Origin of the sequence: Klebsiella sp. K47 (genome assembly GCF_051858335.1) — a bacterium.
In the GTDB taxonomy this organism is placed as follows: domain Bacteria; phylum Pseudomonadota; class Gammaproteobacteria; order Enterobacterales; family Enterobacteriaceae; genus Klebsiella; species Klebsiella pneumoniae.
Genome location: NZ_JBPYUI010000001.1, coordinates 288,375 through 313,046, shown reverse-complemented (window position 1 = coordinate 313,046; position 24,672 = coordinate 288,375). Strand labels below are relative to the sequence as shown.

Sequence of the window (24,672 nt, the reverse complement as noted above, 5' to 3'; positions counted from 1 at the left end):
AGCAGAGGAAAGCCTCCGCCAAAATACCGTCTCCCGCCGAGCCTGTGCCGGAAGACCGTTGTGGTGTCGCCGGACCTCGGTCCGGCGAAGTACGTTTTTATTATTTGGGTTCAGTGCCGAACCATTTTTTATAAATTTCGTTATAGGTACCATTGTCGCGCAGCGTTTTCAGCGCACCGTTCACTTTCTCACGCAGCTCGTCGCTGCCTTTCGGGAAGGCGATACCGTAGTTTTGCGCTTCCAGTGATTCGCCTACCGCTTTGAACTTACCGTTGCCCGCGGTTTTGATGAAGTACAGAATATTCGGCGTATCGTGCAGCACGGCATCCGCGCGACCGGTTCCCAGCTCCATATAGGCGTTATCGATGTTCGGGAACTGACGCAGATCTTTGGTTTTGATATTGGCTTTCGCGTAGTCAACGGAGCCGGTGCCGCTCTTCACCGCGACCACTTTACCGTTCAGATCTTTGACATCTTTGATGTCGTTATTATTGGCGTTGACCATCACCAGCAGGCCGCTTTTGTAGTAGCCGTCGGAGAAGTCGATCGCTTTTTTACGCTCGTCGGTAATGGTGATCCCCGCCAGCGCCAGATCGATATTTTTGGTTTGCAGCGCCGGGATAATGCCGCTGAAGTCCATTGGCTTCAGGGTGTAGTCGAGCTTCAGCTCTTTGGCGATAGCCGCCCACAGGTCAACGTCAAAACCCACATACTTATCGCCTTGCTTAAATTCGAACGGGACGAACGCCGTATCGGTGGCGACAACCAGGGTCTTATTGGCGGCATGGGAAGAAACCGCAAAAGCCAGGGTCAGTGCAGCCAGTGAAACTTTAAATACAGACTTCATAGCATTTCCTTTTATATCCACGGGACGATCCCCTGCGAGAACGACTAGCCTAATGAAAAAATCGTGCCACTTTTACAAGCTGTTGTTTTTCAACAAACGAAGCGTAAGTCGTTGCACAAGAACGATCATTTCAGGCAGTGACTGCGCCATGATGGGGCGTCATTTTGGTGCGTCATAAGGGTGCTGAATTACCAGCCCATTTTTAGCGCAAACCCTGATGGGAAAACAATCTCGACGTAACGATTGTGTGAGGTGATTATTACAATCTTTTTACTTTTGCGCGCATTTTCATCAATCTGGTGCCCTGAAACGGTGCAAGGCCAGTGGAGGATGAAAAGCAAAGGATGGAATATAGGGCAGGGAGAAACGCTGAGGCGCCGCCGACCGCGCTGGGCCGGCGGCAAAGCCTTACTCGATGTTGGCTTCAATGAACCACAGGAATTTATCCAGATCGCGGGAAGCCGCGGTGAAGATATCTGCAGTGTCTTCGTCTTTTGCTTCGTCGATCGCCTTACGCACATCGTTCGCCACTACCGCGTAGCGGTCAGCCAGGGCTTTCAGGTGATCCTGAACGTGATGGATGTCCAGCGGGTAGCTCTGCAGCGGGGTTTTGCTGTTAATGACCTGAGTGGTACCCAGGGCGACGCCGCCCAGCTGCACCGCGCGCTCGGCCATGGTGTCCAGATGTTCGGTCAGCGCGGTACGGAAGCCATCCAGCATTTCGTGCACGGCGATAAAGTTCGCACCGCGCATATTCCAGTGTGCCTGCTTGGTGATAAGTGACAGGTCAATGAACTGGATCACCTGGCGATTCAACAGCTCAATGGTCGCTTTCTTTTCGCTGTCAGCGACATCGTTGCGGGTATAGACCAGATTAGACGCTTTTGATTTAACCAGTTTTGCGGTACTCATCGTTTCATATCCTCTTGATATTGATGCTCATCACACTTCAGATCTGAATGATGTGGAGCGTTGTCCCAAATGACTTCGGAAATAAGTATAGCAAGGGTTTTCAAGAGTGAGGCATCGGCAGGCTATATCACTCCGATAGCGCAAAGTGGTTGGTTATTTTAAAAATATTTAAATATCAGGTGTTTATATTCGGCTGAACGGCCCGGATTTCTCTCGGGCCGGCGCCGTAACAGAATGTTAATTGATATCGACCTGCTCGACTTTAGTCTGCCGTTGCATAGTCAGCGTGGCGCCCATCGAGGCGATAATGATCGCGCCGAGCGCCAGGGTCTGGGAGAGCTTCAGCGTTTCACCGAGGAAGATCATACCGGAGAGGGCAGCTAACGCTGGCTCAAGGCTCATCAGCGTGCCGAAGGTGCGCGTCGGCAAGCGCGTCAGGGCCATCATCTCGAGGGAGTAGGGCAGCGCGGTGGAGAGAATCGCGATCCCCAAACCCAGCGGCAGCAGCGACCACTGCCACAGCGTATCGGTGGCCTGCGCCATGCCTAACGGCACAAACACCAGCGAGGCGATGAGCGACCCCATCGCTACCGTGGCTGGACCATGCTCTTCACCGGCACGCTGTCCGGTCAGAATATAGACCGCCCAGCACGCCCCGGCGCCGAGGGCGAACAGCGCGCCGGTTAAATCGACCTGCGCCACGTTCTGCCCCAGCGGCAGAAGATACCATAGTCCGAGGATCGCCAGCGCCACCCAGACAAAATCCAGCGGGCGGCGCGAACCAAACAGCGCCACCGCCAGCGGGCCGGTAAACTCCAGGGCCACCGCCACGCCGAGCGGAATGCGCTGCAGGGATAAATAAAAGAGATAGTTCATCGCCCCGAGCGCCAGGCCGTACAGTAGCAGCGGCACGCGCTGCGCCGGGGAGAAACGTAGCCGCCATGGCTTGAACACCACCACCAGAATAAGCGTTCCCAGCGCCAGACGCAGGGCGGTGACGCCCGGGGCGCCGACCACCGGGAACAGCGATTTAGCAAGCGATGCGCCGCTTTGAATCGAGGTCATGGCGACTAAAATCACCAGTATCGGCAACCATGCCGCCGCTTTTCTGGATGGACCGGGCATCCTTTCTCCTGTCAGGTTTTGTCAAAAGGGGTAAAAGTTCCAGTGTACTGGAATTACCTGCCGGCGGTTGAGCTAATGTTGAAAAAAACAGGGGCAAAAACAGTACAATGGCGAAAACTGCTGAGAAATTCACCAGGCGGTTAGGATTAATCTGGATGCTTGCGAATTTCTTAATGAGCGTTAAGATGTAAGTTAACGCCAAAAATTGTTGTTTTCCATATTGTTACAGAAATATGGAAACTTTTGGTTACATGAAAAAGTATGTTAGACAATGTAAACTCCAAAGAGTTTCCCAAAAGTTTTTGATATATTTAAGGCTTAGGACTTATTAGAAACACATTTGAGGTGGTTATGAATAAAATTGCACGTCTTTCAGCACTGGCCGTTGTTCTGGCTGCATCCGTAGGTACCACTGCATTTGCTGCAACTTCTACCGTAACCGGCGGTTACGCGCAGAGCGACATGCAGGGTAAAGCGAACAAAGCTGGCGGTTTCAACCTGAAATACCGTTACGAGCAAGATAACAACCCGCTGGGCGTTATCGGTTCCTTCACCTACACCGAGAAGGATAACAACAGCAACGGTACTTACAACAAAGGTCAGTACTACGGCATCACCGCTGGTCCGGCTTACCGTCTGAACGACTGGGCAAGCATCTACGGCGTAGTGGGTGTTGGTTACGGTAAATTCCAGAACAACAACTACCCTCATAAATCCGATATGAGCGACTACGGTTTCTCCTACGGTGCTGGTCTGCAGTTCAACCCGATCGAAAACGTTGCTCTGGACTTCTCCTACGAGCAGTCTCGTATTCGTAACGTTGACGTCGGCACCTGGATTGCTGGCGTGGGTTACCGCTTCTAATCACTCCGGTGATATGAAAAATCCGCCTCTCGGGGCGGATTTTTTTTGCCTGCTGACGGCCGGCCCGGGCGACTGGCCGGGCCGGCGCGATTAATTGACTGTGAACTCATCGGTACCGAGGTGAGCGTAGTCCACCTTCTGCAGCTGGAAGTTGGTGATGTACACCGGACCGGCCTTTTGCTCAGAGATAAACCGATAGCGTGGGGTGATTTCCGCCGCCTGGATCCCGGTCCACTGGGAGAAGAAACTGAGGAAATCATTCGCCGAACGCTGCGCCTTAATCACTTTATGCGCTTTGTCATCGCTGGATAGCACCATAAACGGCACCTGGAAGTTCTGCTGGAACTTATCATCATGCGCCAGATACTGCACCTCTTTGCCCCGCTCCTTGAACGCCAGACCATGATCGGAAAAATAGGTCAGGGAAAAAGTGTCACCGGAATTTTGCAACTGATGATAAAGCTTAGCCAGCAGCGAATCGGTCTGCGTCATGCTGTAGAGGTAGCATGAGGTCTCTTTCGACTGAACGAAAACCGTGTATTTGCCCTTGGTCCGATCGCAGGCCTGTGGGTGAGAGCCCATCAGGTGCAGGACAATCAGCTGCGGCTGGGTACGCTGGGTTGAGAGCACCTGCTCGGTCAGCTTCAGCAACTGCTCGTCCTGGGTGTTTTTATTGGCTTCGAAATCGCCGTTTTTCAGGAACTGTACTTCATCCGCCCGTTTGGCGATGCTGGCGATAGCGGTGTCGTACTCGCCAATTTGCCCCTGGTTGGAGAACCACCAGGTCTGGAAACCGGCGCGGTTGGCGAGGGTGACAAAGTTATCCTGATACTGTGGTTTGCCATCGACCACCCGGTTAAGCGTCAGGCCGAGCGATTTCTGCGTTGAGCCGCTGGCGGCGATGTAATTGTTAAACAGATAACCGTTTACCGAGCTGGCAAACGGCGTGTTGTCCCAATGGCCACCGAAAGCGCCGAGGGCATCGCGGCGCGCGCTTTCACCGATCACCACCACATAGAGATGGTATTTTGGCTTTACCGCCAGCACGTGCCAGCTGTCTTTCATGCCAGCCAGCTGCGCCATCCGCGCCTGTTCGTCCAGCACCTCGTTGTTATTCACCACCACGTCTTTGACAAAACGAAAGGCCGGATAACCGGTGTCAATCACCTTGAATACACCGCCCCAGGCAAGGTTTTGCACCGGCTGGAGAAAGAAGATCCCGATGCTGAACAGCAGGCCCAGCGTATCCATTTTTCCCCAGCGTGATGGCTCAACGATCCTACGGCGAACCGCAATGACCCCGAGAGCGAAGATGAAGACCGCCAGCAGATAGTTGTACCACGGGAAGATGGTCAGGATTTCCGTAGACTCTTCCACGTTGGTGGCGTGCAGCGCCAGCAGAGTGTTGAAGTTGGGGGCACCGTAGGCCTGGCCAAAGGGATAGTACAGAGCCGCCAGCAGGGAATAGGCGCCGACCACCGCTTTCTGGACGCGCGGAAAGGCGCGCCAGAGCAGATGTAACACGCAGGTAAATGCCACGGTATAAAGCAGGCTAAATTCATAGCCCAGCGCCAGGTTAATTAACAGCGACTGTAAAAAGTAGAATCCCGTCCATGGGTTCAGTGCCAGTCGGCGGGCGACCAGCGTATCTTTCAGGGTGGTGACATTCATAGTAAACAATCAAAAAGAGGCCATGCGCATCCCCTGGCGTCAAGGGGTAAAACCTGCTGGACAGTGCGTGAAGAGGGTCTCTGCGAGCCGCGAATGTGGCAGGGCTGTGCAAAGATAGGGCTTGTAAATGGTAAGGTCAACCAGACATAACAGATTGTTTTGCGAGGGCGCTTACAAAACTTGAAAAAAGGTCAGGGAAACGGGGGGAACCGGTCATTTTACCGGCAGAAAATGACAGAAAAATGAAGCGGCGTACCGCGACGCCGCCTTAGGAATTGGGTTTGCCCTGCTGCGGTTTACCGTTGATCATCTCGCACAGCATACCGATCAGCATTAATCGTACTTTAAAGGGTGAATGGCTAAACACGTTTATGCACCTCTTGAATTCATTCATCTGCTCTCCTCCTGCCAGTTCGCTCCGTCATTCCCTGATGGATGTTTGCATTATATACAGATATAGCACAGGCTATATTTTATAGCTATGGCTAAAACGTTAATTTTTTGTGCTCTTGGCGCAATCCATTACAATGTGGATCTTTTTATACGATGCTTGACGCGTCACACGAATGAGGAAGCACAATGAACCGTCGCGCAGGTAAGCCAATAACAAAAAAAGTGACGCAGTTAGTGAATGTTGAAGAGCACGTGGAAGGGTTTCGCCAGGTGCGGGAAGCGCATCGCCGCGAGCTGATCGATGACTATGTGGAGCTGATCTCCGATCTGATCAACGAAGTGGGCGAGGCGCGCCAGGTGGATATGGCCGCGCGTCTTGGCGTTTCGCAACCTACGGTCGCTAAAATGCTCAAACGCCTGGCCAGCGTCGGTCTTATTGAACAGATCCCCTGGCGCGGGATCTTCTTAACCCCGGAAGGTGAGAAGCTAGCCCAGGAGAGCCGCGAGCGCCATCAAATCGTGGAGAACTTCCTGCTGGCGATCGGCGTCAGCGCGGAGATTGCCCGACGTGATGCGGAAGGGATGGAGCATCACGTGAGCGAAGAGACGCTGGCGATGTTCCTGAAATTTACCCAAACACAGGGATCTCAGGAAGCATGACTCTTCCCTTCGTCCAGTCGCTGCTGCGCGATCGTTTTCTCCATTTGCTGCTGATTATCGCCTGCGTGCTCAGCGCCATCGTGCCGTTTGTCCCGGCAAGCTGGCCGGCGGCCATTGACTGGCATACCATCGTCACGCTTAGCGGCCTGATGTTGTTGACTAAGGGGATCGAACTGAGCGGCTATTTTGACGTGCTGGGCCGAAAAATGGCCCGCCGCTTTGTGACTGAGCGCCAGCTGGCCATCTTTATGGTGCTGGCGGCGGCGCTGTTGTCTACCTTTCTTACCAACGACGTTGCGCTGTTTATTGTGGTGCCGTTGACGCTGACGCTAAAAAAATGGTGCGCCATCCCGGTGAACCGGCTGATTATTTTCGAAGCGTTGGCGGTGAACGCCGGTTCGCTGCTGACGCCGATCGGCAACCCGCAGAATATTTTGCTGTGGGGACGATCCGGCCTCTCTTTCTTCGGGTTTATCGGTCAGATGCTGCCTCTGGCAGCGGCGACGATGCTGACCCTGCTGGCGCTGTGCTGGTTCTGTTTTCCGGCGAAGCGGCTAAGTTACCAGAGCAGCGACAGGGCGCCGTCATGGCAACCTAAGCTCGTCTGGAGCTGTCTGGGACTGTATGTGGTGTTTCTGACGGCGCTGGAGATGAATCAGGCCCTGTGGGGGCTGGCGCTGGTGCTGCTGGGCTTCCTGGTGCTGGCCCGGGCGGTGATCGTCCATGTCGACTGGTCGCTGTTGCTGGTGTTTATGGTGATGTTTATTGACGTCCATCTGCTGACCCAGCTTCCGGCGCTGCACCAGGTGCTGAGCGGGGTGGGGACCCTCTCCGGCGGTGGACTGTGGCTGACCGCTATTGGCCTGTCGCAGGTGATCAGTAATGTGCCCTCGACTATTCTGTTGCTCAACTATGTCCCGCCGTCGATACTGCTCGCCTGGGCGGTTAACGTGGGCGGCTTTGGCCTGCTGCCGGGCTCGCTGGCCAATATTATCGCCCTGCGTATGGCCAGCGATCGGCGCATCTGGTGGCGCTTCCATCTCTACTCCATTCCAATGCTGCTATGGGCGGCACTCAGCGGCTACTGGCTCTTCAAACTCAGCGCCTGATCTCAACAGAATCGCGCCATCATTCACTTCGATCGCCAGGATCGCCTTTCGGGGCGATCTTTTTTTGTCCGGCTCACAGAAACCGATCCCGGCCTTTGCTTACCTTTTCACTTTCCGGTATATGACTAGTCATTACGTTTAAATGACTAGTCATATACCGAGGCGCAGCATGAAGAACAGACTACCGGCAGATTTTTTATGGGGAAATTCCGTCTCCAGCATGCAGACGGAGGGGGCGTGGAACGAGGGTGGCAAGGGGATGTCGGTGTATGATATCCGTCAACCGGCGGAGTTCGCCTCCGACTGGAAGGTGGCGACCGACTCTTATCATCGTTATCGGGAAGATTTCGATTTGATGCAGGATCTGGGCATGAACTGCTACCGTTTTCAGATCGCCTGGAGCCGGGTGTGCCCTGACGGAGATGGCGAATTCAATGAACAGGGGATTGCCTTCTACCATCAATTTATAGATGAACTGATCGCCCGCGGCATTGAGCCGATGATCTGCCTGTACCACTTCGATATGCCGCTGTCGCTGGCGGAGCGCTACAACGGTTTTACCGACCGCCGGGTGATGGACGCTTTTATCCGCTACGGCCAGAAGATGATCGCCTGCTATGGCCACAAGGTGAAATACTGGCTCACCTTTAATGAGCAGAATCTGTACCATTCGCCGGAAGCGTTTCTGATTTCCGGCTATCTGCAGGGGGAGAAGACCCTGCGCGAACTGTATCTGATCCAGCATCATGTGATGATGGCGCACGTCCATCTGACTCACTATCTGCACCAGACGAAGCCGCAGTGTCAGATGGGCGGAATGCTGGCTCACGCTCTGGTCTATCCGGCTACCTGCAAACCACGCGATATCCACTGCGCCCAGGAGCTGGATGAGTTCTTAAACCAGAACCTGCTGCGCGCCTACGCGGGTGAGGGTTATAGCCCGGAGGTGATGCATTTTGTCGCCGCGGAAGGGTTCGATGATATCTATCGTCCGGAGGATCTCGCCCTGATGGCGACGGTGAAGGTCGATTATCTGGCGTTCAGCTATTACGCCAGCCGCACATTGAACAGCGACGCGATCCCGCCGGGAACGGCGGTCAACAACTATATGCTGTTTGGCAACCAGGATAACCCGTTCCTGAAAGCGACGGAATGGAACTGGCAGATTGATCCGCTGGGCTTCCGGACGATCATCACTCGTTACTATAACGACTGGCGCCTGCCGGTGTTCCCGATTGAAAACGGCATCGGGGTGATTGAGTCCTGGGACGGCGAACATCCCATTGCCGACGATTACCGTATCGCTTACCATCGCGACCATATCAACGCCATGAAAGCGGCCATCTTTGAGGATGGGGCGCAGGTGATCGGCTATCTCGGCTGGGGATTAATCGATATCCTGAGCTCACAGGGCGATATGCGTAAGCGCTACGGCGTGGTGTACGTCAATCGCGAAAACCATGACCTCAAGGACCTGCGGCGGGTGCCGAAGAAGAGCTATGCATGGTTGAAGCAGGTGTTCCGCAGCAACGGCGAAGCGATGTAACGCAGCCCTGGCGGTCAGATGGTGTATCCAGCCTGCCAGCCACACACTGAATGGATAAGGACCGGGAAATGACGGCGAAGTATCTGCAAATCGCGCGGGAAATAAAAAAACGCATCATCAGCCAGCAGTATCCTGCCAGCGCGCCGCTACCCGACCAGTTTGCGCTGGCGGCGGAGTTCAGCACCAGCCGGATGACCATCCAGCAGGCGATGCGCCAGTTAATCGTCGAAGGGCTGATCTATACCCGTAAAGGGCAGGGCACCTTTGTGCGGAAAAATTTCCTTCAGCTGTCGCAGTGGGAGCTGCCCGGCAGCGACTATTTCGGCGCCACCAAAACCTGGGAGCATCTTGGCGAGGTGCAAAGCGAAGTGGTGCGCTTTGCGGTGCGCTTTCCCAGCGACAAGGAGCAAAGTTCGCTGCTTATCGACGCCGATGCCCCGGTGTATGACTTTGTTCGCCTGCGGCTGCTCAACGGCGAGCCGGTATCGCTGGATCTGACGGTCATGCCGGTGGGGCTGGTGCTGGGGTTAACCAAAAGCCATCTGGAAGGTTCCGTGTTTCGCTATGTGCAGGAGACGCTGGGGCTGAAGCTGATGGGATCTTACCGCGTGGTGCGGGCGATGAAGCCCGGGGAACTGGATAAACAGCATCTTCACTGCGAACCGACCGATCCGGTGCTGGAGGTGGAGCAGGTTATCTATCTGGAGGATGGCACGCCGCTGGAGTACGCCCACTGCCATTATCGCTACGATCACGGCGGGATTATTCTGGTGAATAACGGCTAGGCCGGGGCTCCTGCTGGCGGCTGCGCATAGCGGGGTTACGGCGTGGTAGGGTTTGGTAGCCCGGGCGAGCGTTAGCCGCCTCGAGGGAAAATGCCGATAAAAAAACGGCGGGCATCAGGCCCGCCGTTTTTCTTGTCAGCACAACTTAGTTCAGACGCACCGGCATACCGGAGCGGTTCTGGATAGCCTGCTCAACCACGTTCTGATCGACATCAGACTGGCTGGTAACTGCCTGTACCGGCTGAGTCAGGGTGATCGGCACGATCTCGCCGCCCTGGAACTGCGCTTCGGTGGTCGACAGCGGGTTGTGCACCTCGATGTAACGGCTGCCGTCCGGCTCGGTGGTCGCTTTTACCGGCTCATCGATAAACTGTACGCGGGTGCCGACCGGCACGTTCTCAAACAGGAATTTGATGTCATCGTTACGCAGACGCACGCAGCCGTGGCTCACGCGCAGGCCGATACCGAAGTTAGCGTTGGTGCCGTGGATGGCGTACAGACGGCCGATATACAGCGCGTACAGCCCCATCGGGTTATCCGGACCGGCCGGTACGACGGCGGGCAGCGGGTTGCCGGCGGCGGCGTATTCAGCATGCATTTTGGCGGTCGGTGTCCAGGTCGGGCCGGCCTTCTTGCGTTCGACTTTGGTGGTCCAGTTGATCGGCGTATCTTTACCTAACTGGCCGATGCCGATCGGCAGAACGATCACGGTATTGGTGCCTTTCGGGTAGTAGTACAGACGCATTTCCGCGCTGTTGATAATGATCCCTTCATGCACGGTATCCGGCAGAATCAGCTGCTGAGGGATGTTCAGGACGCTACCGCCCTTCGGCAGGTAAGTATCCACCCCCGGGTTGGCTTCCAGCATGTTGGAAAGCCCCATCTGATATTTCGCCGCGAAGTATTCCAGCGGCTGTTTGTTATCATCCGGAATGGTAATGACCTGATTCTGACCAACCAAACGGCTGCCATCGGTTGGCAAAGGATAGGTGACAGCAGACGCTGTATTGCAAAAGCCTACGATGGCGAAGGCTGCCGCTAAGAGTGTAGATAATTTCATAGTCTTTAATGTCGTGTGCGAAATCAACGCCACACAGGCCTTTGTTAATGATTGAGACAGTAGATGGGAGCGCATTATATGTGCATTCCGCTGAACAGGTAAATCAGATGTGTACGAAATCACATTTTTTTCCCTGTCGCCTCGGCTGCCGCGGTCCGGCAGGCGGCCGAAGCATCGCTCGCCGCGCGGGTAAAGGGCGGTTACTCTTCCAGCAGCCGGGCCTTCAGCGCGGCGCGAACCGGCGCGGTAAGCTGGTACTCTGCCGCCAGCCAGGCGTCGACGGTGCCATAGCGCTGGTGAATAGCCGACAGCGCGGCGGCGAGATAGGACTCTTTTACCGTCAGAATATCCGCCAGGCTTTGGCGCCCCTGGGCAGTGAGGTCGTTGCCGAGCAGCTCCAACATCCAGGCCTCCACCTGCGTCAGCATGCCGTGGGTAAGGAGATACTCCTCCATCACCGTTTCGCTGTCGCAGCCGACGGCGAACAGCGTTAACGCGCAGCCGACGCCGGTGCGATCTTTGCCGACCGCGCAGTGTTGCAGTAAAGCGCCTTCAAAAGGCGTGGTCAGCCAGGCGGCGAGCTGGCGATAGGCCGGGTTGTTAAACGGCAGCTGGCGGTAGAGTTGCAGCATAAACTGCTCGCCGTTCAGCGCGTTAAGGGTGGCGGCATTCAGTTCGGTGACCTTCGCATTAACCTCGCTCACCGGCGGATTGGCCGGCGCGTTAAGATAATAGGTAAGCGGGCTAAGCTTGTCCGGAGTACGGGCTACCTCTCCGGGGTCGCGATAGTCGAGCACCCGGCTGAGCGGCAAAGTATCGAGGTGGTTGAGATCCTCCGCCGTTAACCGGTTTAGCGCGCCGGATCGCAATAGCTTGCCGCTGCGGACGCGGCGTCCATCGGCGGCAAGCTGGCCGCCCAGGTCGCGAAAATTGATGCCGCCCTGCAGGGATAAAAAAGCCGGGTGTCGCGATAGGCTGCTGGTCATGGGACTCCTTATAAATACGTACAGAATAACCGTTTGAGCGCGGGTTTCCGGCTCGTCTGACAAAGACCTTAGCACAAGCGCCGCGGTGGAATTTACCGCAGGCCGTGAAAAGTGTGTCATTTGCTGGCATAATGTCTGCTGTATCACACCCCTCATACTCTTTTTTCAGGATATCCCCGTGCTAGTATCCAGCAACGTTACCATGCAGTTTGGCAGTAAGCCGCTGTTCGAAAATATCTCCGTTAAATTTGGCGGCGGCAACCGTTATGGTCTGATCGGCGCCAACGGCAGCGGTAAATCGACCTTTATGAAGATCCTCGGCGGCGATCTCGAACCGACGCTGGGCAACGTTTCTCTCGACCCGAACGAGCGCATCGGTAAGCTGCGTCAGGATCAGTTCGCCTTTGAAGCGTTCACCGTGCTGGATACGGTCATCATGGGCCACGGCGAGCTGTGGGAAGTGAAGCAGGAGCGCGATCGTATCTACGCCCTCGCTGAGATGAGCGAAGAAGATGGCTACAAAGTGGCCGACCTGGAAGTCAAATATGGCGAAATGGACGGCTACTCGGCGGAAGCGCGCGCCGGCGAACTGCTGCTCGGCGTCGGCATTCCGGTTGAACAGCATTATGGCCCGATGAGCGAAGTCGCGCCGGGCTGGAAGCTGCGTGTCCTGCTGGCGCAGGCGCTGTTTTCCAATCCGGATATCCTGCTGCTCGATGAACCGACCAACAACCTGGACATCGACACCATTCGCTGGCTGGAGCAGACGCTGAACGATCGCGACAGCACCATGATTATCATTTCGCACGACCGTCACTTCCTGAACATGGTCTGCACCCACATGGCGGATCTCGACTACGGCGAGCTGCGCGTGTATCCGGGCAACTACGACGAATACATGACCGCGGCCACCCAGGCGCGTGAGCGTCTGCTGGCGGACAACGCCAAGAAAAAAGCGCAGATTGCGGACCTGCAGTCCTTCGTTAGCCGCTTCAGCGCCAACGCCTCTAAATCGCGTCAGGCCACCTCGCGCGCGCGCCAGATTGACAAAATCAAGCTGGAAGAGGTTAAAGCCTCCAGCCGTCAGAACCCATTTATCCGCTTCGAGCAGGATAAGAAACTGTTCCGTAACGCGCTGGAAGTGGAAGCCCTTACCAAAGGCTTTGATGAAGGTCCGCTGTTCAAAAACGTCAACCTGCTGCTGGAAGTGGGCGAAAAGATCGCCATTCTGGGCGCCAACGGCGTGGGTAAATCCACCATGCTGAAAACCCTGGTAGGCGAACTGCAGCCGGACAACGGCAGCGTGAAATGGTCTGAAAACGCGCAAATCGGCTACTACGCGCAGGACCATGAGTACGAGTTCGAAAACGACCTGACGGTCTTCGAATGGATGAGCCAGTGGAAGCAGGAAGGCGACGACGAGCAGGCAGTACGCAGCATCCTCGGCCGTCTGCTGTTTAGCCAGGACGATATCAAAAAGCCGGCGAAGGTACTTTCCGGTGGCGAGAAAGGGCGCATGCTGTTCGGTAAGCTGATGATGCAGAAGCCAAACATCCTGGTGATGGACGAACCGACCAACCACCTGGATATGGAGTCGATTGAATCGCTGAACATGGCGCTGGAGATGTATCAGGGCACCCTGATCTTTGTCTCCCACGACCGTGAGTTTGTCAGCTCGCTGGCGACCCGCGTCCTGGAGATCACTCCGGACCGCGTGATCGACTTCAGCGGCAACTACGAAGACTACCTGCGCAGCAAAGGTATCGAGTAATCCCTGTCCGTTACCCGGGTAGCGGCTACGCCTTACCCGGGCGACACGCGGTGCCGTTTTTTTGTCGGGTGGCGGCTAACGCCTTACCCGACCTACGGTTCTTGCGACCTGCCTTTAATGTCTTCACCGCGCTGGCTGAAACTGCCGGCCTATGGTCAGAACCTCCACTCCGTTCCTTCAACGCCATTCACCAGCAGCTTACGCTTTTCTCCTACCGGTAATGACAGCTTCAGCGCTTTCCAAGCCGGGCGATAGTTGCCGCGGGCGTTGATATCCAGGTTTATGCTGCTGGCGCTGCAGGTCATTTCCCACTCCAGCCATAGCGCATCCCCCTGTTTATAGCCCCAGCTTTCGCCGTCGTCTTCAAACAGCAGACCGCGGGTTGAGCCGGTACCTTTCAGCGGGAACAGCTGCAGTTCGCGACGATCGTCTTTTTGCGCATCGACATGGCTGATACGTTCACTAAGCGGCAGACCAGCGCCGGCGCGGACCAACAGCGGCAGTTTTTCCAGCGGCGCGTCCAGCGTCACCCACTGGCCGCCGGCGAACCACTGATGGCTGTAGAAATCGTACCAACCGGCCTGATTATCCGGCAGCCATACTTCACGCTGGCGGGCGCCCGGCTCGACCACGCTGGCCACCAGCAGGTCGCGGCCCAGCAGGAAGTCATCGCATTCGGCGAAGGTCTGCGCATCGTGCTGGTGATCGAGGAAGGTCGGGCGGAGCATCGGCTCATCATCAGCATGCGCCTGCCATAGCAGAGTGTACAGATAGGGCAACAGGCGGTAGCGCAGCTCAATGGCTGAGCGGATCGCCGGGGTGATTTCCGGGTACATCCATGCTTCGTTTACCGTCTGGTCGTCATTCCACGAGTGAATGGTAAAGCGCGGATGCATGACGCCATTTTGTACCCAGCGCACAAACAGTTCCGGCTCGGGTTTATCGCCGGAGAAACCGCCGACGTCGTGGCCGACGTTAAACAGCCCGGAAAGGCTCATCCCCAGGCCCATGCGGATGTTATAGCGCAGCGTATCCCAGTTGGTGCGGTTGTCGCCGCTCCAGGTCTGTACGTAGCGCTGCATCCCGGCGCAGCCGGAGCGGGAGATCAGATATGGGCGCTTTTGCGGCGCAAAGCGCTGCTGGGCTTCTAGCGAGGCGCGCATCATCAACAGCGGCATCACCGGGCGAATATGTTTGATGGCGATTTCGCGGCCAAAGCCGTAGCAGCGGGCTTCGCCGTCCCATACTTCGTATTCGTTATTATCGTTCCAGGTCGAATCGATGCCCATCTCCAGTAGCTGGGTGGTCACGCCTTCCTGCCACCAGGCCACGGTTTGCGGATTGGTGAAATCGAGATGCGACCCTTCATCATCCCAGAAGCTGGAACGCTCCGGAGCGTCAGTTTGCGAATCGCGAATGAAGAGACCGCGCTCCGCCACCTCGCCGTAGCGCGGGTGATCCTGCAGCAGGCACGGTTTGATATTGGCGGCCAGCTTCAACCCGGCATCGTGAAACGACTGGCTCATCACTTTGGGCTGCGGCACCTTGTCGTAGTTCCAGTTAAAGACGTAGCGCTTGCCGTTGATTGAGGTATAGCCGGAAGAGAGCTGGAACGAATCGCAGGGGATCGCGTGCTGTTCGCACAGGCGGATAAAGTTCATCAGCTGATTTTGCGCATCCGGCGCGTCGGTATAGTGCATGGTGGAGCCGCTGTAGCCGAGGCTCCATTTGGGTCCAAACAGCGTTTTACCGGTCAGGCGAACGAAGGCTTTGGTCACATCCAGCACCTGCTTACCGGTAAACAGGTAATAATCGATGTCACCGGCTTCCGCCTGCCAGCGGCGATAGGCGGTGTGGTAGTTGTCGATCTCGTTCCCCAGATCCAGCCAGCAGCTGCTCAGGTTGTCATAGAACAGGCCGTAGCTGATATCGCTGCGCTGGGTGATGGTGAACGGAATATGTTTATACAGCGGGTCAGTGCTGACGGCGTTGTAGCCCATGGCATCGAGGTTACGCATCTCATAGCGTTTACCGGTGCGCTGCAGGTCGCCGGCCTTTTCGCCCAGGCCGTAAAAACGCTCGTCTTTGCGGCGGCTCAGATAATGGGCGACGCCGTCGCCGTGGGCATTCGCCAGGTAGGCGCTGGTCGGACGGTCATTGGCAAGCGGCTGCCATTCGCCGGCCTCGTCGCGATAGCTCCACTCCAGCCACAGCGGCTGGTGAACGGTGACGCGCAGCTGGCGGGTGGCGATAGTCAGCGTATCGCCCTCCTGGGCCAGCTGCCAGGCCGGGAGACTAAAACCGCTGAGGTCATCCCGGGCGCGGCCTTCCCACGGCACATCCTGCTGCGGAGCGATGCTCCAGGTGCGATCCAGCGCCAGCTGGCCCTGGCGTTTTAGCAGGACGCGGAACAAATTCTCTTCCAGTACGTACAGGCACAGGGTGTGCTGGCCATCGACCGTCAGTTCAACGTGATGCTCCAGCTGTTGATGCAAACTCCAGTGTTTCAGCGTCTTCATATCTTACATCCACTCTCAGGCGCGCTTGGCGCGACGTTCAGCAATAAATGCCACCAGGAAAACGGCGCCAATCAGGTCAAAGAAACCCATGGCGATAAATAGCGGGTTGAAGCCGATTTTGTCGGCGGTCACCCCGATTAATAACGAGAACAAGAAGCTGGCGATCCACGCTGCGGAGCCGCGCATACCGTTGACCGTCGCCATTTGTCCCTTGTCGAAAGACTCCACCACCAGCGCGCTGAGCATGCAGGAGATGATCTGATGGCCGAAGCCGCCAATGGAGATCAGGATGATGGTGATATAGGGATCGCGGGTGATGGCGACGAGGGCCAGGGAGAGCATCAGGAACGCGCCGGTTACCGAGCTGGCGATCACCGAGTTCACTCGCGTACAGCCGAACCAGCGAACATACAGGCGGGTGAGGTAGCCGCTGACCACGCTGCCGAGATCGGCGGCGAGAAACGGCAGCCAGGCAAACATGGCGATCTGCTTCAAATCCATGCCGTGCTCTTTCGCCAGGTACAGCGGCACCCAGAAACTCAGCACCGCCCAGGCGGGCTCGGCCATAAAGGCGGGAATGGCGATCCCGTAGAAACGTTTATTTTTCGAGACGGTTTTGAGCGCGGTAAAGAAGGGCTGTTTTACCGGCGGGGCTTCGTTATCCTGTTTGATGTACTCCAGCTCGCTTTTGCTGAGATTGGGGTGCTTTTCCGGGGTCTGATAGAAGGCCCACCATAGTACTACCCACAGTAGCGCCAGCGCGCCGGTAAACATAAACGCCCCTTGCCAGCCGAAGGAGGCGTGAGCGAAGTAGATGATCGGCGGGGCCAGCATCGCGCCGATGGAGAACCCAACGCCAGCCCAGCCGGCGGCAATCGGGCGTTCAGATTTCGGAAACCATTCGCCGATGGTTTTGGCGTTGGCCGGAGTAGCGGCCGCCTCGGCCCCACCCATAAAGAAGCGCAACATAGCCAGGTGCAGCCAGCTACCGGCCCCGGCGTGGGCGATACAGGCCAGCGCCCACAGGGTGGCGCAGATCATAAAGCCAAGCTTCAGGCCGATGACGTCGATAAGCCAGCCGCACAGCGGCTGGAAAATCGTGTAAGCCAGCTGAAACGCGCCGACGATCCACGAGTATTGTTCGGTAGTAATGCCGAGGGTCGCTTTCAGTTCCGGCGCGATAATTCCCAGCGAGTTGCGTGTGATGTAGTTGACGGTAACGCCAAGTAAAAACAGGACCAGCACCCACCAGCGCAGGTTTTTCACTACCCGGCGCGTTTTGCTGACGGCGATATCATTGTTGAGGCCTTGACTCATAGCACACTCCACAAGACGTTTGTAGGGGGAAAGTGACGGCCTCTTTCCCTGAGTGGTCACATGGTTTTTTTTAACTATTTGAATAGTCTATTTTTAATCTCAACATCATTGGTATAACTAGTATGGGAGATGTTAGACCAATTCAGGCTAGGGCAGAAAAATCGTCTGGCAAAGCGCTATTTATGCAAGTTTTTTCATGAAATGAGCGAGATCGCATATTTGACAGCGGAATTTGCTTGTAACGTGTGCTTTGGCGATTATGAAAATTCTTTCATTTTTCAATCGGAGCTGGATCACAAAATGGATAAAAAGCTGCGCGTCGCCGAAATTGCCGCCCGCACCGGGCTATCGCCCAGCACCGTTTCACGCGTCCTGGCCGGGAAAGCGAATACCAGCGACAAGGCGCGCCGGGCGGTGCTGGACTGCGCCCGCGAGCTGGGTGTCATGCAGGGGTTGGCCGCCGGGCGTCTGCTGCTCAATCATCTGCTGGTGTTTGCCCCGCAGCGCGCATTCGATGAGCGATCGGATATCTTCTACTACCGGGTGATCCAGAGTATCAATAACGCGCTGGCGGCGCATGAAGTGCGCCTGCGCTACTGCGCGCTGGATGAGAACGACAGCGACGCCAACCTGTTTCTTGCCCGCATGAATGAACCTGAGACCCAGGCCGCGGTGCTGCTGGGGATCGACGATCCGCATATTCATGGCCTGGCGGCGGATCTGGGCAAACCCTGCGTATTGATCAACTGTCGGGATGAAGGGATGCGGCTGCCGTCCATCGCTCCCGATCATCGGCTGATCGGCCAGTGCGCGGCCCGCTATCTGTTTGATATGGGGCATCGGGCGGTGATGAACGTGATGTGCCTGCGCCGCTATACCATGGAGCTGCGGCTGGGGGGGATTCAGGAGGCGTGGCGCGCGCGTAATCTGCGCTTTACCGCCAGCCGGGATCTTATCAGCGTCGCCAACTTTAGCGCCAGAGAGACGGAAGAGCAGGTGGGCGCCTGGCTTGACGGCTTACAGGGCAGGCCGTTGCCCACCGCCTTCCTGGTGGGCGGCGATTTTATGGCCGCCGGCACCGTCAGCGCATTGCAAAAGCGTGGCCTGCGGGTGCCGCAGGATGTCTCGGTGATGAGCATTGACGGATTTAATCTGGCGGCGATTCAGGAGGTGCCGCTGACCGCGGTGCATGTGCCGCGGGATGAGCTGGGCAGCGAGGCGGTGCATCTCCTGCAGCAGCGCCTGCTGCGCCCGGAGGCGCCGCACGGCTCGCTACTGCTGCATGGCACGCTGGTGGTACGCGATTCGGTACGGCGGATCCGGCCGGGCAAAGGCCATACCGCCGTCGAGCCGCAGGGGCTGTATGACGATTAGACCGGCATACCCAGCGCCCGTTTGCCGTGGATATTCAGATCCTCCAGGGTGAAGCGCCCCTGCCAGCTGGCTTCATAGTCCTCGCGCGGGAAATCCCCCGGCGAGGCGCCTTTTTCCAGGGCGATTTTCACTTTCTGCGCGTAGGCGAGGTTCTTCTCGCACATCGGCGCGGCCGGAATGTACATCACATTTCCCCAGCCCTGCTGATTTTCCACCGGCGCCACCGAGTGAATGATGTCGCAGTGCCACCAGACGGAGTCCCCGGCATTCAGCGCTGGAATCGAGCTTAACGCTTTAATTAAGAGCGGGTGCCACTGCTCAGAGATCGGCAGCACTCTGCCCGGCGCGACGCCGCACAGCTCATCTTCCGGCACATCGTCGAGCAGGGGGCGCAGTAGCACATAAGCCATCGCCTCCGGGATCGGCACCACGTGCAGCAGCCCCTGACCCGGGATCATGTCCGACAGCGCGGTCCAGCCCTGGAAGGTGCGGAACACCGAGCATTTGGTGGTGTTGTCGACGGTATACTCTTCCACTTCGGTACGGTGCGCGGCGTCCCACGGGTCGTAGGCGTCGATATTGCCATTAAAAACGTTGGCGAAAACCTGCTGATAGGCGGGAAGCAGCCAGCGCTCCAGCGCGCCGGAATCGGTATGCGCCCCCAGCCCCTTCGAAGTGGTTCCCGGCGGGCGGCGGCGGATGCGGTCGGGATAGATCACGCTGACGTCCGGATCGAACCAGCGTTTGCCATTCTGTTCAAAACGCCACAGGCGGTTGAGGAAAGATTGCACTGCCGCCATTTCATCGCTCTGCCGCGCCTGCATTTGCGAGGGCGACCAGTAGATCGGGTAGATCTCCGGGCGCGAAGCCTCCAGCGAACCGAAGAAGCTGTCGCCAGGCCCTTTGTAAACATCGTCGAAATGGTTGCGATCCAGATATTCCAGCATCGCGGTATCCCACGCCAGCGCCTGTTCGCGTGGGAAGTGGCCTTTAATCACCGCGCAGCCCCGGCGCTTAATGGCCGCGCGCTGCTCATCGCTCACTGTTCCTTCGGCGATATCGCGGAACGGAACGGTTGGCCAAACCTCCTGGCCTGCGGCTTTCAGTGTCTCAATCTCCTGCAGCCGCTCGCTGATGCGCGCTGAGAGCTTATCGAACACCGCCTGGACGTCGCCAATTTGCGCCCGCAGGGCCTGTTTCATCTGGCGAATCGCCGCTTTGTGATCGGCGGGAAGTGTTTCGTGGGTCGGGAGAGCAGCCATAATAACCTCGCTGTATCTTTCATTCGAAAGTATCAAATCTTACAAACGTTAATTTAAGTTAAAATGGAGTTAATGCAAGTTTAAAATCTTGCTGCGGCGCACAAAATGGAAAACCGGGGCGCGATGCCCCGGCGAAGGGTCAGGCGTTGAAGGGCGGGGTGTTATCGAGGACGGCCTGGATAACGTTCAGCGCGCCGTCATGGTTATTATCGTCGGTAGCGTAGCCGGCGATGGCCTTGATGCTGTCGGCAGCGTTACCCATGGCGAAAGCGTATTTCACCAGCTTCAGCATTTCGGCGTCGTTGCCGCTGTCGCCGATGGCGACGCATTGCTGCGGCGAAAGATCCCAGCGCTTGAGCAAACGGCTGATGCCGTTGGCTTTATGCAGGCCAGGGATAATCAAATCGACAAAGCCAAAGCCGCTGGTGACCGGCTTCATGATGCCGTCGAGCGACACGTGCAGTTTATCAATCAGCTGTGGGATCTCGCTGTCCGGCAGGTTGAGAGAGAATTTAAACAGCGTATCGTCGATGGCGTGATAGTCGCTCACCCGCTGTAGGCGATGGTAGTGCTTCGACATCAGCTCAACAAAGGCGTCCGGAGCTTTATCGCTGACGTAGGCGCTCTGCAGGCCGCAGGCGACAAAGTTGAGCTGCGGATCTTTGAGCAATTCGCCAATCACCACTTGTGATTCGTGGCGGGTCAGTTCGCCGTGGAACAGCTGCGTGCCATGTTCATAAACCAGAGCGCCGTTTTCTGCGACGAACGAAATCTGCTCGCGGATCTCCGGGAAGAAGGAGATCAACTGATAGTACTGGTTGCCGCTGGCGACAACAAATTCAATGCCGCGCTGCTGCAACTGGGCGAATTGCGCCAGAAACCGTGAGCGATCGTAGGTTTTGGCGTCATTGAGAAAAGTTCCGTCCATATCGGTGACGATAACTTTAACGGTCATAAGAGAGTGCTCCTGGCTTAACTTCGACCAGTAACATTCTAATTACAATGTGATGAGGAGCACAAATTTATTTCGAATGAAAGTTCAGGCATTCAGAAAATGCCGGAAGGGCATGTCTTTTCCGGCCTGCAGAACAGGGTTGGCCCGCTAAGCATAGCGCCAGCGGGCACGAAGGATTACAGCGTATGTTCGGTACGGGCGATAATATCGTCCTGGGTATCCGGCGACAGGGCGGTGAAGAACGCCGAGTATCCAGCGACGCGGACCACTAAATCGCGGTACTGGTCAGGATGTTTCTTGGCTTCCAGCAGCGTGTCGCGCGACACGATGTTGTACTGGATATGCCAGCCTTTGTGCACCTCGAAGAAAGTGCGCAGCAGCACCATCAGCTTCTGCTTATCGGACTCGTTCTCCAGCGTTGACGGATTCAGCTTCTGATTAAGCAGCACGCCGCCGAGGATCGCCCCGGTCGGCAGCTTGCCCACCGAACTGATAACCGCCGTCGGACCCAGATGGTCGGTACCGGAGGCCGGGCTGGCCCCCTCCGCCAGCGGGGTATGCGCTTTACGGCCATCCGGCGTCGCCATGGTCTGCGCGCCGAACGGGACGTTAGCGGAAATAGAGGAGGTGCCAGCGTAATAATTGCCGCCAATCGGGCCGCGGCCATAGCGCGGGTTGTGATACTGCTTCAGCTCGTCGATATAGGTCTGGTAGGCCCGCGCCAGCAGTTGGTCGACGCTGTCATCATCGTTACCATACTTCGGCGCGCCGTTGATCAACCGCTGGCGCAGCTGCTCATGGGTCAGACCGTCGAAATCTTCCGCCAGCGCCTTCGCCAGCTCCTGCTGGCCGATGGCGCCCTGATCGAAGACCAGTTTTTTCACCGCCGCGAGGCTGTTGCCGAGGTTGGCGATACCCACCTGCAGGCCGGAAACCCAGTCATACTTCGCGCCGCCTTGCTTAATGCTTTTCGCCCGTTCGATGCAGTCATCGACCAGCGCCGAGCAGAGAATATCGTGGACGTTCTCTTCCAGCATGGTATCGACCACGTACTCAATCTCGATGGATTTACGGGTGTAGTAACGAATCTGGCGGTCCCAGTCGGCCAGCACCTGATCGAAGTTAGCGAAGTTGCCTTTCGACAGGGCGTGCTCCTGCGGCAGGAACACCTGACCGCTGGTGGCATCGCGGCCGCCTTCCAGCGTCGCCAGCATCACCCGCGCGAAGTTAATAAAGCTCATGCCGGTGCAGCGGTAGCCCCACTTACCGCCGACCGCGGTTTCGATACAGCCGATAGCCGCGTAATCGTAGGCGTCCTGCGGCTCAATGCCCAGCTTAATGAATTCCGGGATGACGATTTCATCGTTGTTAAACGCCGGCATGCCGAAACCGCAGCGGATCACCTGGACGCAGGCGTCGAGGAAGTCGTTGCTCATCCCGGCGTGGTAGCGCACGCTGAGGTTCGGCTGGGTAGAACGCAGGCGACCGCAGGATTCCAGGATCGCATAAGACAGCGGGTTGACCGCGTCCTGCGGCTTACCATCCACCAGATTCTGGCCGCCGATGGTGACGTTCTGGTATAGCGGGCTGCCGGCAGAGGCTTTGGAGTGTGAGCCGGAACGGATCTTATTGACCTCCAGCAGCTTCAGCCAGCAGCTGTGCAGCAGCTCAATGGCCTGTTCGCGATCCAGCGACTGTTGCAACTCAACGTCGCGGCGGTAGTACGGGTAGAGGTACTGGTCCATACGGCCGAAGGATACCGAATGGCCATTGGATTCAATCTGCAGGATAAGCTGAATGAAGTAGCACAGCTGCAGCGCCTGCCAGAAGGTTTTCGGCGGCTCATGGGCGATGACGTCGCAGTTTTCGGCAATCGTCAGCAGTTCGTGGCGGCGTGATTCGCGGGATTCTGCTGTCGCCATCTCGCGCGCCAGCGCGGCGAAGCGTTTGCTGTGATCGCTGACCGCTTCCAGCACGATATCAATCGCTTTCAGGAACTGCTCGCCGTGCAGGTCTTCCAGTACCGTCAAATTGATACGCGAGCGGCGTTCGGCGACTTTCGCACGCATCCCGTCGAGGCCTTTCTCCAGCAGCAAGGGGTAGTTGACCGCGAGGTGAGCATCCCCGGAGGTCATATTGCCTTCCGCCTTAATAATGCCGGTGGCGAGCAGCGCCTTTTGCTCATCGGTGAACATACCGTAGCAGCGGTCTTGTACGGTCTGGCCGCGCCACCATGGGCACACTTCATGCAATACGCGTTTATTCTCCTCGCTGACCGAGAAGCCGGCGCCGGGGCGGTCGGCGAGATCGTCGATCTCTTTCTCAATCCAGCTGACGGTGTATTCCGGGAAAATAGGCGCGGCGCGCACTTCGCTGGCCTGGTTACCGACGATCAGCTCATCGTGCTTGATCCAGATGGTGCGCTCCGCCAGGTGGTGAGCCAGCGCCAGCGCGCGGCGCACCGGGATCGGTTTATCGAGATGCCGCTGATACATCTCCGTATAGTGGCGGGCGCGCTCGGTACAGACCGGCGGCTTGACGATATGCACCAGCGCCATTTTATGGGCCTGGATACGGGCGCTGAGGGTGTTGAGCTTCAGGGTAGTCATAGGGTTATCCTCGTAATATCGCCGTTAGCCCCTTGCTTTGCGCATAATCCTGCGCGAAGGCGAGCAGCTCAGGAGCATCCAGCGGTTTGTCCGGTGCGGTGTAGGGCTGACTGAGTAACTGGTATTTGTTCGTTCCCAGCGTGTGGTACGGCAGGAAATGGATCTCGCTGACCTGCAGGCGGTCGGCGGCAAAATCGGTGATCGCGGCAATGTCGGCTTCGCTGGCGTTGAATCCCTGGATCAACGGCACGCGAATAATCATTTTTTTCCCCGCCTGCGCCAGACGCTGCAGGTTATCCAGCACCCGGCGGGCGCTGCCGTCGGTCCACTGCTGAAAAACGGCCTCGTCAACGTGCTTCAGATCGGCGAGAAACAGGTCGACAAAGGGTAAAGACGGTTCAATGTATTTCCACGGCACGTGCAGGCAGGTTTCCACGGCGGTGTGAATGCCTGCCTGATGGCTGGCTTCGAACAGCGCTTGCGCCAGCGTTGGGTTCATAAAGGGTTCGCCGCCGGAAAGAGTGATGCCGCCGCCGCTGCGATCGTAGAATGGTTTATCACGCAGCACCGTCGCCATGATCTCCTCGACGCTCTTCTCCTCGCCGCACACCGTGAGCGCGGTGGTGGGGCAGCAGTCGCGCAGCGCGGCGATATGGCTGTCGTTAACGTTTTGCCGGTGAATGATCAGGCCATCGAGGGTGCGGGTGATAACCGCCGGCGCCGCCTGCTGGCACAGCTCGCAGCCGGCCAGGCACAGCCGCGAGTCATACAGCAGATCTTCGCTACGGGCGCGGCTCTCCGGGTTCTGGCACCAGCGGCAGCCCAGCGAGCAGCCTTTCAGGAAGACGACGGTGCGGATCCCTGGGCCGTCATGGGTGGAATAGCGCTGGATGTTGAAGATCATGGC

The 24,672-nt window shown here is 57.1% G+C and carries 19 protein-coding genes and 1 pseudogene; 7 read left to right on the top strand and 13 right to left on the bottom strand.

Annotated features, from left to right (window positions below; translation table 11 throughout):
• Positions 1-100: 100 nt before the first annotated feature.
• The 3 genes from glnH to rhtA all read right to left on the bottom strand — a co-directional run bounded on the left by glnH (position 101) and on the right by rhtA (position 2,884).
• Positions 101-847, bottom strand: coding sequence for a glutamine ABC transporter substrate-binding protein GlnH (glnH, locus tag RRF55_RS01450; RefSeq protein WP_002895839.1), 747 nt, complete (start codon positions 845-847; stop codon positions 101-103).
• Between the two features lie 408 nt (positions 848-1,255).
• Positions 1,256-1,759, bottom strand: a complete 504-nt coding sequence (gene dps, locus RRF55_RS01445) for a DNA starvation/stationary phase protection protein Dps (RefSeq protein WP_002895841.1) — start codon at positions 1,757-1,759, stop codon at positions 1,256-1,258.
• A gap of 237 nt (positions 1,760-1,996) precedes the next feature.
• Complete coding sequence (gene rhtA, locus RRF55_RS01440; protein WP_032411096.1) at positions 1,997-2,884, bottom strand: threonine/homoserine exporter RhtA; 888 nt, start codon at positions 2,882-2,884, stop codon at positions 1,997-1,999.
• 351 nt (positions 2,885-3,235) lie between these two features.
• On the opposite strand from rhtA, the gene ompX reads away from it, so the two are divergent.
• Entirely contained in the window at positions 3,236-3,748 is a 513-nt protein-coding gene (gene ompX, locus RRF55_RS01435) for an outer membrane protein OmpX (protein ID WP_002895845.1), read from the top strand.
• A 90-nt stretch (positions 3,749-3,838) separates the two neighbouring features.
• Here ompX and RRF55_RS01430 read toward each other — a convergent pair whose 3' ends face one another.
• Entirely contained in the window at positions 3,839-5,419 is a 1,581-nt protein-coding gene (locus tag RRF55_RS01430; protein WP_002895847.1) for a phosphoethanolamine transferase, read from the bottom strand.
• Positions 5,420-5,687: 268 nt separating this feature from the next.
• The gene (mntS, locus tag RRF55_RS01425) at positions 5,688-5,813 is read right to left on the bottom strand and encodes a manganase accumulation protein MntS (RefSeq protein WP_002895851.1); all 126 of its coding nucleotides are present in this window, start codon (positions 5,811-5,813) and stop codon (positions 5,688-5,690) included.
• A gap of 185 nt (positions 5,814-5,998) precedes the next feature.
• Between mntS and mntR the strand changes: the two genes are divergently transcribed.
• From mntR to RRF55_RS01405, 4 genes are all read left to right on the top strand, one after another.
• Complete coding sequence (gene mntR / locus RRF55_RS01420) at positions 5,999-6,472, top strand: manganese-binding transcriptional regulator MntR (RefSeq protein ID WP_004183487.1); 474 nt, start codon at positions 5,999-6,001, stop codon at positions 6,470-6,472.
• Positions 6,469-7,581 (top strand): anion transporter, encoded by a 1,113-nt coding sequence (locus RRF55_RS01415; RefSeq protein ID WP_032414716.1) that lies wholly within the window; start codon positions 6,469-6,471, stop codon positions 7,579-7,581. Before mntR ends, RRF55_RS01415 begins: the two co-directional genes overlap by 4 nt.
• A 169-nt stretch (positions 7,582-7,750) precedes the next feature.
• The gene (locus tag RRF55_RS01410; RefSeq protein ID WP_032438608.1) at positions 7,751-9,127 is read left to right on the top strand and encodes a glycoside hydrolase family 1 protein; all 1,377 of its coding nucleotides are present in this window, start codon (positions 7,751-7,753) and stop codon (positions 9,125-9,127) included.
• A 68-nt stretch (positions 9,128-9,195) separates the two neighbouring features.
• Positions 9,196-9,912, top strand: a complete 717-nt coding sequence (locus RRF55_RS01405) for a GntR family transcriptional regulator (RefSeq protein ID WP_130974879.1) — start codon at positions 9,196-9,198, stop codon at positions 9,910-9,912.
• Positions 9,913-10,057: 145 nt separating this feature from the next.
• On the opposite strand, the gene ldtB is transcribed toward RRF55_RS01405, so the two are convergent.
• A complete protein-coding gene (gene ldtB / locus RRF55_RS01400) occupies positions 10,058-10,972 on the bottom strand; it encodes a L,D-transpeptidase (RefSeq protein WP_002895871.1) in 915 nt (304 codons plus the stop codon).
• Between the two features lie 200 nt (positions 10,973-11,172).
• Positions 11,173-12,088 (bottom strand): annotated as a pseudogene (locus RRF55_RS01395) (tyrosine-protein phosphatase).
• 48 nt (positions 12,089-12,136) lie between these two features.
• Here RRF55_RS01395 and RRF55_RS01390 point away from each other — a divergent pair.
• On the top strand, positions 12,137-13,729 hold the full coding sequence (locus tag RRF55_RS01390; protein WP_002895876.1) for an ABC-F family ATPase: 1,593 nt from the start codon (positions 12,137-12,139) through the stop codon (positions 13,727-13,729).
• Positions 13,730-13,884: 155 nt separating this feature from the next.
• On the opposite strand, the gene RRF55_RS01385 is transcribed toward RRF55_RS01390, so the two are convergent.
• Both RRF55_RS01385 and RRF55_RS01380 read right to left on the bottom strand, forming a co-directional pair.
• On the bottom strand, positions 13,885-16,248 hold the full coding sequence (locus tag RRF55_RS01385) for a glycoside hydrolase family 31 protein (protein WP_002895882.1): 2,364 nt from the start codon (positions 16,246-16,248) through the stop codon (positions 13,885-13,887).
• Positions 16,249-16,263: 15 nt separating this feature from the next.
• Positions 16,264-17,565: an MFS transporter gene (locus tag RRF55_RS01380; protein WP_002895884.1), complete on the bottom strand. Its 1,302-nt coding sequence runs from the start codon at positions 17,563-17,565 to the stop codon at positions 16,264-16,266.
• Between the two features lie 243 nt (positions 17,566-17,808).
• Here RRF55_RS01380 and RRF55_RS01375 point away from each other — a divergent pair, with 243 nt between their 5' ends.
• Positions 17,809-18,939 (top strand): LacI family DNA-binding transcriptional regulator, encoded by a 1,131-nt coding sequence (locus RRF55_RS01375; protein ID WP_004219745.1) that lies wholly within the window; start codon positions 17,809-17,811, stop codon positions 18,937-18,939.
• On the opposite strand, the gene RRF55_RS01370 is transcribed toward RRF55_RS01375, so the two are convergent.
• The 4 genes from RRF55_RS01370 to RRF55_RS01355 all read right to left on the bottom strand — a co-directional run bounded on the left by RRF55_RS01370 (position 18,936) and on the right by RRF55_RS01355 (position 24,669).
• Positions 18,936-20,201 carry a DUF1479 domain-containing protein gene (locus RRF55_RS01370; protein WP_004176744.1) on the bottom strand — a complete coding sequence of 422 codons (1,266 nt, stop codon included), beginning with the start codon at positions 20,199-20,201 and terminating at the stop codon, positions 18,936-18,938. The genes RRF55_RS01375 and RRF55_RS01370 overlap by 4 nt on opposite strands.
• 139 nt (positions 20,202-20,340) lie before the next feature.
• On the bottom strand, positions 20,341-21,156 hold the full coding sequence (locus RRF55_RS01365; protein ID WP_004191195.1) for a Cof-type HAD-IIB family hydrolase: 816 nt from the start codon (positions 21,154-21,156) through the stop codon (positions 20,341-20,343).
• Positions 21,157-21,332: 176 nt separating this feature from the next.
• A complete protein-coding gene (locus RRF55_RS01360; RefSeq protein WP_004179127.1) occupies positions 21,333-23,765 on the bottom strand; it encodes a formate C-acetyltransferase/glycerol dehydratase family glycyl radical enzyme in 2,433 nt (810 codons plus the stop codon).
• A gap of 4 nt (positions 23,766-23,769) precedes the next feature.
• Positions 23,770-24,669 carry a glycyl-radical enzyme activating protein gene (locus RRF55_RS01355; RefSeq protein ID WP_439419079.1) on the bottom strand — a complete coding sequence of 300 codons (900 nt, stop codon included), beginning with the start codon at positions 24,667-24,669 and terminating at the stop codon, positions 23,770-23,772.
• Between the last annotated feature and the right edge of the window lie 3 nt (positions 24,670-24,672).